This is a genomic window from Pseudomonas sp. B6002 (assembly GCF_013385985.1).
Classification (GTDB): Bacteria; Pseudomonadota; Gammaproteobacteria; order Pseudomonadales; family Pseudomonadaceae; genus Aquipseudomonas.
The window spans coordinates 1-13,921 of sequence record NZ_JACAOY010000006.1; the positions used below are offsets into that span (position 1 = coordinate 1).

General features: G+C 63.2%; 15 protein-coding genes. 13 read left to right on the plus strand and 2 right to left on the minus strand.

From position 1 onward, the window contains the following. Positions 1-65 precede the first annotated feature (65 nt). Positions 66-2,882, minus strand: coding sequence for a winged helix-turn-helix domain-containing protein (locus HX792_RS07130; protein WP_176995410.1), 2,817 nt, complete (start codon positions 2,880-2,882; stop codon positions 66-68). A 574-nt stretch (positions 2,883-3,456) separates the two neighbouring features. On the opposite strand from HX792_RS07130, the gene HX792_RS07135 reads away from it, so the two are divergent. The 10 genes from HX792_RS07135 (at position 3,457) to HX792_RS07180 (ending at position 10,520) form a co-directional block, all read left to right on the plus strand. Further along, on the plus strand, positions 3,457-3,729 hold the full coding sequence (locus tag HX792_RS07135; protein ID WP_176995411.1) for a DUF2282 domain-containing protein: 273 nt from the start codon (positions 3,457-3,459) through the stop codon (positions 3,727-3,729). After that, the gene (locus tag HX792_RS07140; protein ID WP_176995412.1) at positions 3,726-4,163 is read left to right on the plus strand and encodes a DoxX family protein; all 438 of its coding nucleotides are present in this window, start codon (positions 3,726-3,728) and stop codon (positions 4,161-4,163) included. Before HX792_RS07135 ends, HX792_RS07140 begins: the two co-directional genes overlap by 4 nt. A 12-nt stretch (positions 4,164-4,175) precedes the next feature. Further along, positions 4,176-4,937, plus strand: coding sequence for an alpha/beta fold hydrolase (locus tag HX792_RS07145; protein ID WP_176995413.1), 762 nt, complete (start codon positions 4,176-4,178; stop codon positions 4,935-4,937). Positions 4,938-4,964: 27 nt separating this feature from the next. After that, a complete protein-coding gene (locus tag HX792_RS07150) occupies positions 4,965-5,237 on the plus strand; it encodes a hypothetical protein (RefSeq protein ID WP_176995414.1) in 273 nt (90 codons plus the stop codon). Between the two features lie 134 nt (positions 5,238-5,371). Further along, positions 5,372-6,196, plus strand: coding sequence for a DUF692 domain-containing protein (locus HX792_RS07155; protein WP_176995415.1), 825 nt, complete (start codon positions 5,372-5,374; stop codon positions 6,194-6,196). Next, positions 6,193-6,942 carry a DNA-binding domain-containing protein gene (locus tag HX792_RS07160; protein ID WP_176995416.1) on the plus strand — a complete coding sequence of 250 codons (750 nt, stop codon included), beginning with the start codon at positions 6,193-6,195 and terminating at the stop codon, positions 6,940-6,942. The genes HX792_RS07155 and HX792_RS07160 overlap by 4 nt, the downstream gene beginning before the upstream one ends. After that, on the plus strand, positions 6,935-7,387 hold the full coding sequence (locus HX792_RS07165; RefSeq protein ID WP_176995417.1) for an alpha/beta fold hydrolase: 453 nt from the start codon (positions 6,935-6,937) through the stop codon (positions 7,385-7,387). The genes HX792_RS07160 and HX792_RS07165 overlap by 8 nt, the downstream gene beginning before the upstream one ends. Before the next feature lie 86 nt (positions 7,388-7,473). Next, complete coding sequence (locus tag HX792_RS07170; protein WP_176995418.1) at positions 7,474-8,838, plus strand: MFS transporter; 1,365 nt, start codon at positions 7,474-7,476, stop codon at positions 8,836-8,838. Positions 8,839-8,908: 70 nt separating this feature from the next. Further along, positions 8,909-10,036 carry an MFS transporter gene (locus HX792_RS07175; RefSeq protein ID WP_176995419.1) on the plus strand — a complete coding sequence of 376 codons (1,128 nt, stop codon included), beginning with the start codon at positions 8,909-8,911 and terminating at the stop codon, positions 10,034-10,036. A gap of 16 nt (positions 10,037-10,052) precedes the next feature. After that, complete coding sequence (locus HX792_RS07180) at positions 10,053-10,520, plus strand: MEKHLA domain-containing protein (protein WP_371319332.1); 468 nt, start codon at positions 10,053-10,055, stop codon at positions 10,518-10,520. Here HX792_RS07180 and HX792_RS07185 read toward each other — a convergent pair. Further along, positions 10,517-11,038: a DUF3087 domain-containing protein gene (locus HX792_RS07185; RefSeq protein WP_176995420.1), complete on the minus strand. Its 522-nt coding sequence runs from the start codon at positions 11,036-11,038 to the stop codon at positions 10,517-10,519. The two genes, HX792_RS07180 and HX792_RS07185, sit on opposite strands and share 4 nt — an antisense overlap. A gap of 123 nt (positions 11,039-11,161) precedes the next feature. Between HX792_RS07185 and HX792_RS07190 the strand changes: the two genes are divergently transcribed. From HX792_RS07190 to HX792_RS07200, 3 genes are all read left to right on the plus strand, one after another. Beyond that, the gene (locus HX792_RS07190; RefSeq protein ID WP_176995421.1) at positions 11,162-11,338 is read left to right on the plus strand and encodes a hypothetical protein; all 177 of its coding nucleotides are present in this window, start codon (positions 11,162-11,164) and stop codon (positions 11,336-11,338) included. 14 nt (positions 11,339-11,352) lie between these two features. Next, complete coding sequence (locus HX792_RS07195; protein WP_176995422.1) at positions 11,353-11,550, plus strand: DUF6021 family protein; 198 nt, start codon at positions 11,353-11,355, stop codon at positions 11,548-11,550. A gap of 460 nt (positions 11,551-12,010) precedes the next feature. Further along, entirely contained in the window at positions 12,011-13,909 is a 1,899-nt protein-coding gene (locus HX792_RS07200; RefSeq protein ID WP_176995423.1) for an MAC/perforin domain-containing protein, read from the plus strand. The last annotated feature ends 12 nt before the right edge of the window (positions 13,910-13,921 follow it).

Consider the following 13,921-nt stretch of genomic DNA (forward strand, 5'->3'; position numbering starts at 1 on the left):
CCGCCGTAAGGGCGGAACCATACGCAGCCGTTACGCAAATAACGGATATGTACTCAGCCAACCCCTCAGCGATGCTGAAACCTGGGCAACGAAGCAATCCGCAATTTAGGCTCCTGCAACCGCGCCAAATCCGCCGCAATCTGCGCCCGCCAAAAATGCGCCCCCGCCAACTGCGCATCCACCCACGCCTGGCGCAACAACACCTTGGCCTTATCCACCGACCCATACTGCGCCTGACGCAACGTCAACTGCGCCTTGATCCGCAGCATCTGCGGCACAAACCAACGCTCCTGGCGGCCCACCGCCAATTGCAGCGTGTCCTCCAACACCTCCAGCGCCAGCTTCTCCAGGCCCAGGCGCGCCAGGCCCAGCGCATATTCACAGCGCAACAGGCTATAGAGCTGGCTGTCCCCCTGGCCCTGCAACTGCTGCAACGCCTCGCCCAGTTGCGGCACGCCTTCTTCCGGCGAGCCCTGGCGAATCAACAGAATGCTCTCGAAGCACAAGCGAAACTGCCGCCAAATGTGCAGGTCCTGACGCGTGGTGCTGTCTTGCAGCAAGCTCAAATAATGCCGCGCCTTGGGCAGATTAGAGGCCAGCAACGCCAGAGGAATCGCCCCCAGGCACAGGGTGTACCAGAGCGTCGCAGGGTGATCGAGGGAGATGGCCTCGTCCACACAGGTGCCGATCAAACGCAGCGCCGGATCGACGTCGCCTTCGAGCAATTGCACCTTGGCCTTGAGGCAGCGCGCGGCAATGCGTTGGTCAAAATGCACGTCGATGATGTGCGAACGCGGCGCCGATGGAGAGCCGAGGGCTTCGTCGATGTTCTGCCGTGCGCCCGCCAGGTCGCCCATGTGAAACAGCGCTACGGCGCGCATGCGTTTGCCCAGCAATTGCTGGTTGCCGCTGCTGTCGAGGGCGATGTAGCGCTCGGCCAGCTCCAGGGCTTCGGTGTACTGGTTGCAGCCGCAGCGGTCGGTCCACAGGCCCCACAAGGCGCGCAGTTTGTGCTCGGCATCGCCGAGGTCGCGGGCGTCTTCGCGCACTTGGCGCCAGGCTTCGCGCATGGGGCCGCCGGTGCCGTAGGTGAGCATCAGCACACTGGCCAGGGCCGTCTGCAGCAGCATGCGCTGGCGCAGTGGCAACGGCGCTATGGCGTTGCTCGCCAGGCCTTTTTCCACCCAGGTGCGGCATTCGCTGACCAACGACAGGCGCAGCCACAGCGGCACGCCGCCCAGGGTCAGTTCGATGCCCAGGGGCAGGTCGCCGGCCATCGAGAACGCCCAGTCGAGGGCTGAACGAATGGTGTTGATCTCGGGTCCGTAGAGCGCCAGCCAGGTCTCCGGCGAGAGGCCGTCGAGAGTCTGTCCGGCTTCCTGCAACACGCCCAGGGCGTAACGCGCATGGCGCTGGGCGGTGAAGTGGGTTTCGCCATGTTCGGTGAGTTTTTCCTGGGCGTAGGCGCGGGTGGTTTCCAGCAGGCGGTAGCGCTTGAGCAGCTGCGATTCGCCGGCGATCAGCAGGGACTTGTCCATCAGGCTTTCGAGCAGCGGCAAGGCGTTGCGTGGGTCGAGGCTGCTGCTGGCGGTCATGGCCTTGACCGCGTCGAGGGTGAACGAACCGGTGAACACCGCCAGTTGGCGCAGCATCGCCTGTTCGTCGCTGCTGAGCATGGCGTAGGTCCAGTCCAGCGTGGCACTCAGGGTGCGGTGGCGGGCGAGGGCGGTGCGCCGGGCGGTCATCTGCAGGCGAAAGCTGCCGTCGAGCAGCCCGACCAAATCCTGGATGCCAAAGGTGCGCACGCGGGCGGCGGCGATCTCGATGGCCAGCGCATTGCTGTCGAGCTTGCGGCAGATGGCGCTGACCGCAGCGACGTCGGCGTCGTGGAACACGAAATCGGGGTCGAGGGCGCGCACGCGTTCCACGAACAGGCGCACGCCGGACCAGGCCAGGGCTTCGCCGGCACTCAGGCGCGCGTGTTCGTCCGGCACTTGCAGCGCCGCCAGGTCGTGCACCCGTTCGCCGTCGGCGCGCAGGGGCTCGCGGCTGGTGGTCAACACGCAGCAGTGGGGCGCGTGGCGCAGCAGGCTTTCCACGGCGGTGGCGGTGGCGGGCAGCACGTGTTCGCAGTTGTCGAGCACCAGCAGCAAGCGGCGTTCGGCGAGGGTGGCGGTGATGCTGTGCAGCGGGTCGTCGCTGATGGTCTGGATGCCCAAGGCGCTGGCGAGCATGCCGGCCACCCATTGCCCGCTGGTGGCGGGCGCCAGGTCGACGAAGCAGGTGGCCAGGTCGGCGTCGCTGGCCAGTCGCTGCGCCACGGCCATGGCCACGGTGGTCTTGCCGATGCCACCGGGGCCGGTGATGGTCACGAAACGCTGGCTCACCACCTGGTCGGCCAGGTTGGCGATCAAGCCATCGCGGCCGATCACTTCGGCGCAAGGCGTCGGCAGGGCGCTTTCTTCGACCCGCACGTAGGGCACCGGCAAGGCGTCTTCACTGGCGGTTTGCAGCGTTACCGGTGCTACAAAACGATAACCCCGGCCCGGTACGGTAACGATGTAGCTGAAGTTGCCGTCGTCACCCAAGGCCCGGCGCAGGGCGACGATCTGCGCACGCAGGTTGCATTCCTCCACCACCACCTTGGGCCAGGCAAAGGAGATCAGTTCGGATTTCTCCAGCAGTTCGCCGGCGCGGGTAGCCAGGGCGATCAGCAGGTACAGGGCACGGCTGCCGAGGGTGACGGGCTCGCCGTTGCGCAGCAATACATGCTGGCGTGCCAGTAACAGGAAGGGGCCAAAGCCAATGGCGCTCTCGGCGGCTGCCGGGGCCAGGGGGTCTGCGTCCATACAGGACACTGCGTGGTTCTTGCTCGAGCTCATCAATTCGTCCTTTTTATAGTCGGGCTTGTTATTGGCGATCAGGCCATTCGCCCTTTTGGGTGCAGATGTGCAGCAGCAGTCTTGGAAAGTTGATGTCGATCAAAAAGTCGGAAGGCCGCCCTCCTTTGGGGCATGGTCGTTTTTATAGGCGTTTCACGGAGCGTGTTTCAGGGGATGAGACTGTCTCAGAGCTGAAACATTTTATTACCAGAAACATGGATAAAGCAGAATGTATGCCAGTTGGCATGTAACAAAGATGACAACAACCGCATGAAATTTATGGTGATTTTTGCGGTCGTCGAACGCGCACAAGCGGCTGCGTTCGGAAAGGCGAATATTTCTAATTGTGTCGTTCGGGATGCCGAATAAAACGGCGGTGGTTTGGCGTCTGTTATTTGGCTGTGTATCGAACTGTATCCACGCCCCATCCTGATACACCGGCATGACGTTCTATCGCGTTCGCGACACAGACCGGATACACGCCTGGCTTTAACTCTGTTCACCAGCCGGCGCAGGCGGTCAACCACCGCCACACGCGCCCTGGCCACACTCAGTCAAGCCAGGAGATACACCGATGAAGCGTCCTTACGCCGCCCTCGCGGCCACCCTTGCCCTGTCCCTCAGCGCCTTCGCCGCCGTGGCCCATGCCGATGAGGCCAAACCCCAGGAGAAATGCTTTGGCGTGTCCCTCGCCGGGGCCAACGACTGCGCAGCCGGCAAAGGCACCTCGTGCGCCGGCACCGCCACCGCCGACTACCAGGGCAACGCCTGGGTGCTGGTGGACAAAGGCACCTGCACCCAGATCAAGACCCCCAAAGGCTTCGGCAGCCTGACGGAGCAGCCATGAGCCGAGCGGCCCCGGCGGTGCTGATCCAGCGCCTGCTGCCCGAAGCGTTGCTGTTGCTGGTGGCGCGGCTGGGGATCGCGGCGGTGTTCTTTCTGTCGGGGCGCACCAAGGTCACGGGTTTCCTGAACCTCAAACCATCGACCTACACGCTGTTCCGCTCGGAATACGCCTTGCCGCTGATCCCGCCCGACTGGGCCGCGCACCTGGCGACCTATGCCGAGCACCTGTTCCCGCTGTTGCTGGTGCTGGGCCTGCTGACCCGCCCGGCGGCGGCCGCGCTGCTGGGCATGACCCTGGTGATCGAGGTGTTCGTGTACCCCGACGCCTGGCCGGTGCACCTGACGTGGGCCGGCTTGTTGTTGCCGTTGCTGGCCTACGGCGGCGGTGCCTGGTCCCTGGACCGCCTGATCTCAGGCAAACGTTCCCAACTGTGATGGAGAGTTCCAATGCGTATGCTTTCTTCCCTGGCCATTGCCATGGCCCTGACGGTTCCAATGTTCGCCCAGGCAGCCGATGCCCCACAGCCCGGCGCCGGTAAAAGCGTGGTGATCGTGCCCGGTTCGTTTGTCGACGGTTCCGGCTGGCGCGTGGTGCACGACATCCTGATTCACAAGGGCTACAAGGTCACCGTGGTGCACCAAGGCCACGAAAACCTCGCCGCCGACGTGGCCGAAGCCCGCGAAGTGCTGGAGCAGCAAGTCGGCCCGGTGGTGCTGGTGGGCCACAGTTCCGGTGGCGGGGTGATCTCGATTGCCGGCGACCGCGACAAGGTCAAGGCGCTGGTCTACGTCTCGGCGCTGCAACCCGAAGTGGGCGAAAACATGGCCCAGTTGATCGGCTCCATGCCGTCGCCCAGCGATGACATCAAGCCGAGCCGCGACGGCCACCTGTTCTTCGACCGCACCAAATTCAACGCCGACTTTGCGGCCGACCTGACCACCAATCGCACCGACTTCATGGCCGCCTCCCAAGTGCCGGCCACCACCGCGCTGTTCGGCGGCACCGTATGGGCCGCGGCCTGGCACAAGAAGCCGACCTACGCCGTGGTGTCCACCGAAGACCGTGCCCTGAGCCCCGACCTGCAGCGCTGGATGTACAAGCGCGCCGGTTCCAAGGTCACCGAAATCAAGGCCAGCCACTCGGTGTACATCTCCCAGCCTGAGGCTGTGGCGAAGGTCATCGAAGACGCGGCATCCGTCATCAAGTAATTCACCCACCCCCCTGGAGAAACACCCATGAACACTGCACTCAAATCCCGCCTGAGCCTCGCTGCCGCTGCTGCAATGATCGCCATGGCGTCTGCCTCGTTCGCCACTGCCGCCAGCGCCGCCGACCAAGCGGAAAAACCCGGCCGTTGCTACGGCGTCAACACCTGCAAGGGCACCAGCCTGTGCGCCACGGCCAAGAACGATTGCAAGGGCCTCAACAGCTGCAAGGGTGAGGGCGTGATCGTCAAGACCCCGTCCGAATGCCTCAAGGCGGGTGGCACGCTGACTGAACCCAAGTAACGCCTCACCCCTCCTGTGGGAGCGGGCTTGCCCGCGAAGATCGTCAACGATGACGCGAGCGTTCAGAAAGTACGCGGCGTTCTCAGGATTTTCGCGAGCAGGCTTGCTTCTACAGGTTTAACGGAGAACCTCGTATGTCCGCATCCAACCCCCCCTTTTCCGGCTACGGCCTGGGGCTGCGCAAGGAGCATTACTGCGACTTCCTGGAGACCTCGGTGCCCGTGGATTTCGTCGAAGTGATCTCCGAAAACTTCATGGTCGCAGGCGGCCAGCCCCGGCATATCCTGCGCCAGGTGCGCGAGCGTTACCCGGTGGCGCTGCATGGGGTGTCCATGTCCATCGGTACCGCTGAAGGGCTGGACACCGATTATTTGCTGCGCCTCAAGTCGTTGGTGGACGAGGTGGAACCGCTGTTCGTCTCCGACCACCTGAGCTGGTCGCGCAGTGCTGGTTTCAATGCCCATGACTTGTTGCCCGTGCCCTATACCGACGAAGCCCTCGACCGAGTCTGCGCCAATATTCATCAGGCCCAGGACGTGCTGGGCCGCACGATGCTGTTTGAAAACCCGTCGAGCTACCTGGCGTTCGATGGCGCGTCCATGAGTGAGTGGGAATTCATCGCTGCCATGGCCAAGCGCACCGGGTGTGAGTTGCTGCTGGACGTCAACAACGTGTTCGTCAGTGCCAGCAACCACGGTTTTGATGCCTTGGCGTTTTTGGACGGTATCCCCGCCGAGCGCGTGCGCCAGGTGCATTTGGCCGGGCATAGCCAGGGCCGCGAGCTGTTGATCGACAGTCATGACAGCCCGGTGTGCGCCGGGGTCTGGGAACTGTATGCCGAGGCCATGACCCGGCTCGGTCCCGTAGCCACCATGATTGAACGCGATGATGAGATTCCGCCGCTGACCGAGCTGCTGCGTGAGTTGTCGATGGCACGGGCGTTGGGAGCGCAGCGATGAACCTGGCGGAACTGCAACAGGTCTTCAGCCACTGGTTGGTGAACCCGTCCGATGAGTCCGCGCAGTTGCTCGGCAATAACGTCGCAGGCCTGGCGGTGTACCAGAACAACTACCGCGCCCAGTTGGTGGGCTGCCTGGAACAGGCGTTTCCCCACCTGCGCCGGTGGGTCGGCGAGGAGGCGTTTTTGGCGGCGAGCATCACCCATATCGACAATCACCCGCCCCATGCCTGGACCCTGGACGCTTACCCGGAAGGTTTCTACGCCACCTTGAAAGAGGTGTTCCCGCGCAACCCCGATGTGCATGAGCTGGCCTGGATCGAATCGGCCCTGAATGAGGTGTTCGTGGCCGCCGACGCCGCGCCACTCGCCACGCAGGTGCTGGCCGAGCTGGATTGGGACAGCGCCGTGCTGAGCCTGACGCCGTCCCTGCGTTGCCATGGCCTGACGACGAATGCCGAGGCGATCTGGTCGGCACTGTGGCAGGAAGACGCTGCACCCGAGGCGGTGATGCTGGAACAGGCGGGCGGCATGTTGGTATGGCGTCGCCAATTCACCTCGCGCCTGCGCCAGGTGGATGCGCTGGAACTGGCGGCGCTGCAACAGGTGCAGGCCGACGGCAGTTTTGCCGGGCTGTGCGAGTTTTTGGTGGAACGCCTGGGCGAAGAGGCCGGCGTGATGCGCGCAGGCGAATACCTGGCCACGTGGCTGGGCAGTGAATTGATTGTGGGGGTGAGGGATGTTTGATCGTCGAGGTTTTATGCTGCTGGCGGCAGTGGCGGTGTGTGCGCCGGCGTTTGCCGTGCAAACGGTCAGCACCGATGACCAGGAGATTAGCTATGAGCGCTTCGGGCCGGAAGAGGGGCACGCGATTATTTTGCTGGCGGCCGACACCCAGGTGTTTGCCACCGTCACTGGGCCGTTGGCGGCACAAGGGTTTCGGGTGATCGTGCCGTACCTGCGTGACAGCGATGATGGGACACTGGGCCAGGAGGTGCTGGAATTGATGAACGCCCTGCATATTCCCGAGGCCGTCCTGGCGGGCGTGGAGCAGGGCGCGCGGGTGGCGGCCAAGGCGGCCACCTTGAAGCCCACCCGCTGCGTGGGGCTGGTCACGCTGAACACGCCACCCCAGCCCGGGTTTGCCGACGCGGTGGCGCTGATGGCGAAGACCGGGCATTGGCGAACATGAAAATATTGACAGCCAGGCAATAGGCCACTGAAAAAAATCCCGTCTGCCCGTACTCTAGAGGCCTTCGTCACCTGTGTGGATTGTTCATGTCTTCTGTCGCCGATGGGTTGCCCTCCAATAAACGCTTGCCGGCCGTGATCGCCCTGTCTTTGGGGATCGGCATGGCAACCCTGGACACGGCGATCGTCAACACGGCGCTGCCTACGCTGGCCGAGGGCATCGGCACCGATTCGGCCTCGGTGATCTGGGTGGTCAATGCCTACCAGCTGGCGATTATCGCCACGGTGCTGCCGTTTGCGTCCTTGAGCGATGTGCTGGGGCACCGTCGGGTGTACCTCGGCGGGTTGCTGCTGTTTATCGTGTCGTCGCTGTTTTGCGGGTTGGCCGGCTCGCTGCTGACCCTGACTGCTGCGCGAGTGGCACAAGGTCTGGGCGCGGCGGCGCTGATGAGTGTTAACACGGCGCTGCTGCGGCATATCTACCCGTCGAAGATGCTGGGGCGCGGCCTGGGCTACAACTCGCTGGTGGTGGGGTTGGCGTTCACATTGGGGCCGACCGCTGCGTCGGCGATTCTGTCGGTGGCGACCTGGCACTGGTTGTACCTGATCAACGTGCCGCTGGGCCTGCTCGCATTGGGCCTGGGCCTGCGTTCATTACCGGTGCTGCCATTGACCGGCCACGCCTTCGACCGCTTCGCTGCGGTGTTGTGTGCCGGGTTGTTTGCCTTGCTGGTGCTGGGCCTGGGCACGGCGGTGCATGGCGCGCAAGGCGCCTTGACCCTGGGCCTGATTGCGGTGGCGCTGGTGTGTGGCGCCTTGCTGCTGCGCCGTGAGGCCGGGCACCCGGCGCCGATGCTGGCGGTGGACCTGTTCAAGCTTCCGGTGTTTGCCCTGTCGTCCCTCACGGCGATCTGCGCATTCAGTGCCCAGGGCCTGGCGTTTGTCTCGCTGCCGTTTTTGTTGCAGGCGGTGCTGGGCCATAGTCAGGTGGAAACCGGTTTTCTGATGACGCCCTGGCCGGCGGTGGTGGCGGTGATGGCCCTGGTGGCGGGGCGCCTGGCGGACCGGGTGTCCCTGGGCGTGCTGTGCGGCATAGGCCTGTTGATGCTGAGCGTGGGCATGGCTGCACTGGCGACCCTGGGCAGCGGCGCGTCGGCGTTTGATATCGGCTGGCGCATGGCGTTGTGCGGTGCCGGTTTCGGGTTCTTCCAGTCACCCAACCTCAAGGCGATCATGACCAGCGCACCCTTGGCCCGCAGCGGCGGGGCCAGCGGCATCGTGGCGATTTCGCGGTTGCTGGGGCAAACGCTGGGGGCCTCGTTGGTAGCGTTCTGTTTCCATTTGTCCCTGGGCAGTGGCCCGCAATACGCGCTGTGGCTGGGCTGCGGGTTTGCCCTGGTGGGCGCGGTGGCGAGCGTCTTGCGCTTGTTGCCGTATGACAAAAAGGCGTGATTGAGCGTTGTAAAACACCGTTCGGGAAGGCTACCGTGGCGACCTGAATATTTCGGGATGTTTCAGATTTATGTCCAGCCTGGCCCAACGCACTGCTGATGTGTCTTCCCGCCGCGCCGCGCTGACCCTGGCTTTATGCTTGCCCAGTGACGTGTTGCTCTACCTGCTGCTGCCCATGGAATCCCAGGCGTTCGGCATCACCCTGGCCCAGGCCGGGGTGCTGCTGGCGGCCAACCGCCTGGTGCGGATTTTCGGCTACCGGCATGTCCTCAACTTTTACGCGCGCAACGGTGACCGCCTCACCTGCATGATCGCCGCAGGCGCCGCGACCGTGTGCGCCCTGGGCAACTCGATGCTCTCGGGCTTTGCGGCGCTGCTCTGCCTGCGCTTGATCTGGGGCCTGTGCTTTGCCGCGTTGAACCTGTCGACCCAAGTACTGGCCACCTCCGAACCCGCAGGCGCGGCGCGGAGGGCAGGGCGCTCGCGGGCCATGATCGCGCTGGGGCCGATGCTCGCGCTGCCTTTGGGCGGCTGGCTGACGCTGTGGGCGGGGCCGCGTCCGATCTTCGCGATTCTGGCCGGCTGCTGCCTGCTGGGGCTATGGGCGGCCCACGGCCTGCCGCGCACCAGGCATGACCTGCACAGCACCGGGCGGCGCTTCAAGTGGCCGGACAGCGTGGCGACCTGGTCGTTTATCGAAGGCGTGGCGTTGGATGGGTTGTTCATTTTTGGCCTGTCGATCCAGGCGCAGAAGATTTTGGGCGGCAACGCGGTGCTGATCGCCGGTGGCCTGATGGCCCTGCGGTATGCCTCGGAAATGCTCCTGAGCCCCCTCGGTGGCCGGGCCGCCCAGCGCTTTGGCGCCACCTCGATGTTGCTGCTGTTTTCATTCCTGAGTGCCCTGGCCCTGACTGCGTTTGGCAGCTACTGGGTGATCGTCGGCGCGGCGGCGGTGCTGGTGTTGCGCGCCCTGCAACTGCCGCTGGTGACCACCCTGGTGGCCGAGCGCAACCCGGGTTCGATGCGCGTTTCTGCCCTGGCGTCCAACGCGGTGTGGCGCGACGTGGGTGCGGGGCTCGGGCCGCTGCTGGCCGGTTTGTTGCTGCCGGTGGCGTCGGCCCCCTGGGTATTCGGCCTGGCAGGCGCCGCGATTGCACTGAGCGCGGTGTTCTGCTGGCGGGCAAAGGTTTCCCACTGACGATGTGAGGTTGTGTGTGTCCCTTCAAGAAAACTTCGTAAGCGTGCTGGATGAGGCATATCGACACTGGACCGGCCAGGGACTGCCGGCCCCCGAACACCTGGACCCGCCACAACGCCTGGCCTGGCTGCACGCCGAGGCCCCCTACAGCCTGCTGGCCCATGACGGCGCCGCCGACCCGCTGTTTACCTACGTCAACGCCTGCGCGCTGGCCTGCTTCAAGTACCCGCGTGAAGACTTCATCGGCATGCCGTCGCGCTTCAGCGCCTCGGAACTCGACCGCGCCGCACGTCAGGTGCTGCTGGAGCAGGTCACTGCCAATGGCATCGCCGACGGCTACAGCGGCTGGCGGGTGGACGCGCAGGGTGAGCCGTTCATGATCCACGCCGGGGTGGTGTGGACGTTGCTCGATAACGCCGGCCAACCCTGCGGGCAGGCCGCGCTGTTCTGGCCCGATGAGCAACGCATCGGCGTGCTCGCCTAAGCGCTTTTAAAGCGTTCCAGCCAGGCGGGGTCGAACCGGGTTTGCTCGGTGTCGATCCCCAGCGCCTGCAGCTTCGCCTTGTGCGCTTCAAGCTCGCCCACCAACTGCGCCTGGGCGCTGGAATTGGCATCCAGCGCATGCATCTGCGTCAGCCCCAGGTGATAGAAACGCAGCACCTTGAGGGCGGTCGGGTCGTTGGCTTGTACGCCCTCGGTGACCCGGTGCATCACGTTGGTGATGCTCATCAGGCTGCGCTTGAGTTGCCAGCCATACAACGCCGGCGCCAACCACGGCTGGTTCCACAGCGGGCCACGCACCAGGGCGACGGTGACCAACACGCCAGCAAACACACCCCCGACGTTGAAGCGGAAGTTGTCACCCCCGGGCTCGCCAAACAGCATCACCGCCAGGCTCGACAGCAACATGGCCAGGGCCACGAACACCACGGCGATAATCAGCGTGCTGCGGCGGGTGAGTTGACGGTAGGTGGCGGGGTCGCAGGGTTTGAGTTCGAACATCCGGTTCAGCTCTCCAGGAGGGGCAGGGCGGCATCTTCTCATGCTTGCGCAAAAGAGTTGAACGATGGTTCGCGGGGCTTTCTCTAAAACGGTGTAGGCCACCCACTTGAAAGGTGAACCGTCATGCCCGAATACAAACAGCCGCCGCCTGGTACGCCCAACCCTGACCGCACACCCGGCGAAGAGGAGCGCGACAACGATGCGCTACGCCCCAATGACCCGGCGGAGCGTCAGGACAACGATGTGGAACAGGTAGAAGAAGACCTGGAAAACCTTCACGACAAGGCACGTCCGCTTTAAATCAGGAGACCACCATGAGCCATCCCCCGAAAGGCCCCCGTTCGGACGAACATCGCAGTGGCGAAGATGAACTGGGCTTCGACCCGGACTCGCCGGATTTGGAAGACCCGCAGGTTGACCCCATAGGTCCGGCGATTGCGCCGTTGGACAAGGAGAAAGCGCCGGCGCAGAAACCGCGCCCCTATGATCCTTTGGGTGATCTGAAGCCATGACGGTAGCGGCTCGCCATTGCTGGGGAGTGGAGGGGACAGATGGACCGAAGCTCATCTGTTCCAACTCCAAGTCGAGTCGCTTCAACACGAACGCTTGCCTTTGAAAGTGAAGGTCCTGTTTCGGGCCATCGCTGGAACCGTGCTCATTCCATCAAAGTCGCTGATCAGCACATCGTCTCGCACATCGCATCCACAGCAGATGCGGCTGTGTACGCGCTCCTGCCCCTGAACGCTTAGCCACTGCCCCTGGATAAAGTCCTCTGGCGAAGCCCAGCCCTCGCCCCATCGGGGCTCACTTCTTTCCCATCGTCGCGTCTGATACCGAACTGATACCGAAGTGATCCCGCCATGGCCTGGCGCCATGATCGCCACCGCCGCCATATTGAATCGCCCCAATAAGGCCAACGCCAAACTCAATAACGCAATGATCAATTAACCCACTACTGGGCAGGAGCGAGCCATGAATGGCGAAATAGACACAGCCAACGTTATCAAAACTGCGGATTACAAGGAGCTCAACGGCGATCTCGGCCATGGTCGAAACCGCCTCAGCGCAGCCCAGTCACCGAAAGAGCGCGTATTTGATCCGGCATCCGGCGCCGGCATCCAGCGGCACACGGACACACGTCGCGAAGATTACTCATCATTCTACAAATCGATTCTGGATTATCGTCGCGAAACAAAGCTCGAATTCAATACGACTGCCAGCTATGGCAAATTTTCCGCCGAATTTCATTTCAACTTTGAAAGTAAATACACCTCCCACCAAGACAACACGGCCGCCGTGCGGACCCTGCGCCTGGTCTTCGGCGGCGCGAAGCTCGACGCGGTTTCGGCCGCGGTGCTTTCGTCCAAGTTCAGCGCAGAAGTCGACCGCCTGCCTACGCTGTTCAACCACGAAGAAGCGCATAAATTCTACAGGTTCTTCGACATGTTCGGGACCGACGTGGTGACCTCGATCGCTCTGGGCGGCAATCTGTACTTCCAGGTCCTGGTGCAGAAATCCAAAGTCACGGAGCTCGAAAAGATCAAGGTCGAGCTGGAGGCCGAGTACGGCAGCTTCTTCAAGGCTGACGGTTCGCTTGATGATACGGTCGAGCGCAGGCAGTACATCGAGAGCCGTGAAGCCTCAGTCACCACTGAGGGCGGCAACAACAACATCTTCTCCGACGCCATCTTCACGAAGCCGGCGAGGTATGCCGAAAAGACGAACGATTGGGTGACTTCCGTCGGGAAAAAACCAGTCGTCGTCGGACGGGAATTCAAGCCGGTCTACGCTTTCATTGCCGACGACAAGCGACGCATCGCGGCACAGAAGGCCTTGGACCACTATCTGGGCCGCTACCTGAACGTCCATTCGACCTGGGCTTACTCCAGCTTGACCGTCGGCAACATGACACAGCAAAAATCGGCCGCCGGTGCCGTCGGCAGGCCCGGTATCAAGGTACGCGTGATCGACCGCAAGACGCTGGAGGGACGGGAAGAGTATTTCACGGCCCCCGCTATCGGTAGCGCCGTACCCGAGATCAACCAGTTCTGGAATACGTTCGAGTCCGGTGTCGAATCCATGGGACTCGAGGGCGCAATCGTACTGCTGGCGACGGAATTTTGGCCACGGGAAAGCCGCTACAGCCCGCCGGATCACATCATCGATTTCCTCAGGCATAAATGCGGCGGCTCGGAGGCGACCCTGCATCGCTGGCGCGATGATTCCCTTCGCTGCGTGCCATGCCCCTATGCCGGCGCCAGCTATGGGCTGATCGGCTACGGCAGGGGCACCTTCCAGGACAAGGGTGGCGATGCCTACGTGATCGGCTTCGGCAATCCGGGTGAAACGCTGCGGCTGGAGCTTCAGATTTCCGCTGACCTCCATACTGATGAAGACGGTACGGCGAAGGTCACTTGCAACGATATCTTCCAGGGGGAAGCGATCCGTTTCCTGAAGTTTCGCAGCGAACATTGGAGCACCTGGCAGATCGCCGCCGACCCTCAGGTTCCGGGGCGCGTCATATTGGAAAACGACAGTGCGGGTGATGCCAGCAAGGCACTGTGGTACGCGCAGCCGGTACCGCCAAAATACGGCTTTCAACCTTTCTACTTGATCAACGCCCAGACCTGCGGCGTTCTGCAATGGGACAGTGGCGGAGCGGCCGAAGAGAAGGAGGCCGTGCTGCGCCCGTTCGCCCCCAATCTCGACATCAACCTGTGGCACCTGGGCTACCCTTTTATTGTGTGCCTGTCTTACAACCCGAGCTGGGACCTGCGTGCCTTTGGAGATCGGCGCGTGAAAGTGGCGCCCTACCGGGGCAGGGACACAGAACTGCGTTGGTCGCCAAGTGAAGTCAGTCGTGTGCTCTGACCCCTGTTTGCT

What these genes read in the sequence shown, in the direction of transcription:
- HX792_RS07130 (WP_176995410.1), bottom strand. Translation starts at nt 2,882, where the DNA reads ATGAGCTCGAGCAAGAACCACGCAGTGTCCTGTATGGACGCAGACCCC.
- HX792_RS07135 (WP_176995411.1), top strand. Translation starts at nt 3,457, where the DNA reads ATGAAGCGTCCTTACGCCGCCCTCGCGGCCACCCTTGCCCTGTCCCTC.
- HX792_RS07140 (WP_176995412.1), top strand. Translation starts at nt 3,726, where the DNA reads ATGAGCCGAGCGGCCCCGGCGGTGCTGATCCAGCGCCTGCTGCCCGAA.
- HX792_RS07145 (WP_176995413.1), top strand. Translation starts at nt 4,176, where the DNA reads ATGCGTATGCTTTCTTCCCTGGCCATTGCCATGGCCCTGACGGTTCCA.
- HX792_RS07150 (WP_176995414.1), top strand. Translation starts at nt 4,965, where the DNA reads ATGAACACTGCACTCAAATCCCGCCTGAGCCTCGCTGCCGCTGCTGCA.
- HX792_RS07155 (WP_176995415.1), top strand. Translation starts at nt 5,372, where the DNA reads ATGTCCGCATCCAACCCCCCCTTTTCCGGCTACGGCCTGGGGCTGCGC.
- HX792_RS07160 (WP_176995416.1), top strand. Translation starts at nt 6,193, where the DNA reads ATGAACCTGGCGGAACTGCAACAGGTCTTCAGCCACTGGTTGGTGAAC.
- HX792_RS07165 (WP_176995417.1), top strand. Translation starts at nt 6,935, where the DNA reads ATGTTTGATCGTCGAGGTTTTATGCTGCTGGCGGCAGTGGCGGTGTGT.
- HX792_RS07170 (WP_176995418.1), top strand. Translation starts at nt 7,474, where the DNA reads ATGTCTTCTGTCGCCGATGGGTTGCCCTCCAATAAACGCTTGCCGGCC.
- HX792_RS07175 (WP_176995419.1), top strand. Translation starts at nt 8,909, where the DNA reads ATGTCCAGCCTGGCCCAACGCACTGCTGATGTGTCTTCCCGCCGCGCC.
- HX792_RS07185 (WP_176995420.1), bottom strand. Translation starts at nt 11,038, where the DNA reads ATGTTCGAACTCAAACCCTGCGACCCCGCCACCTACCGTCAACTCACC.
- HX792_RS07190 (WP_176995421.1), top strand. Translation starts at nt 11,162, where the DNA reads ATGCCCGAATACAAACAGCCGCCGCCTGGTACGCCCAACCCTGACCGC.
- HX792_RS07195 (WP_176995422.1), top strand. Translation starts at nt 11,353, where the DNA reads ATGAGCCATCCCCCGAAAGGCCCCCGTTCGGACGAACATCGCAGTGGC.
- HX792_RS07200 (WP_176995423.1), top strand. Translation starts at nt 12,011, where the DNA reads ATGAATGGCGAAATAGACACAGCCAACGTTATCAAAACTGCGGATTAC.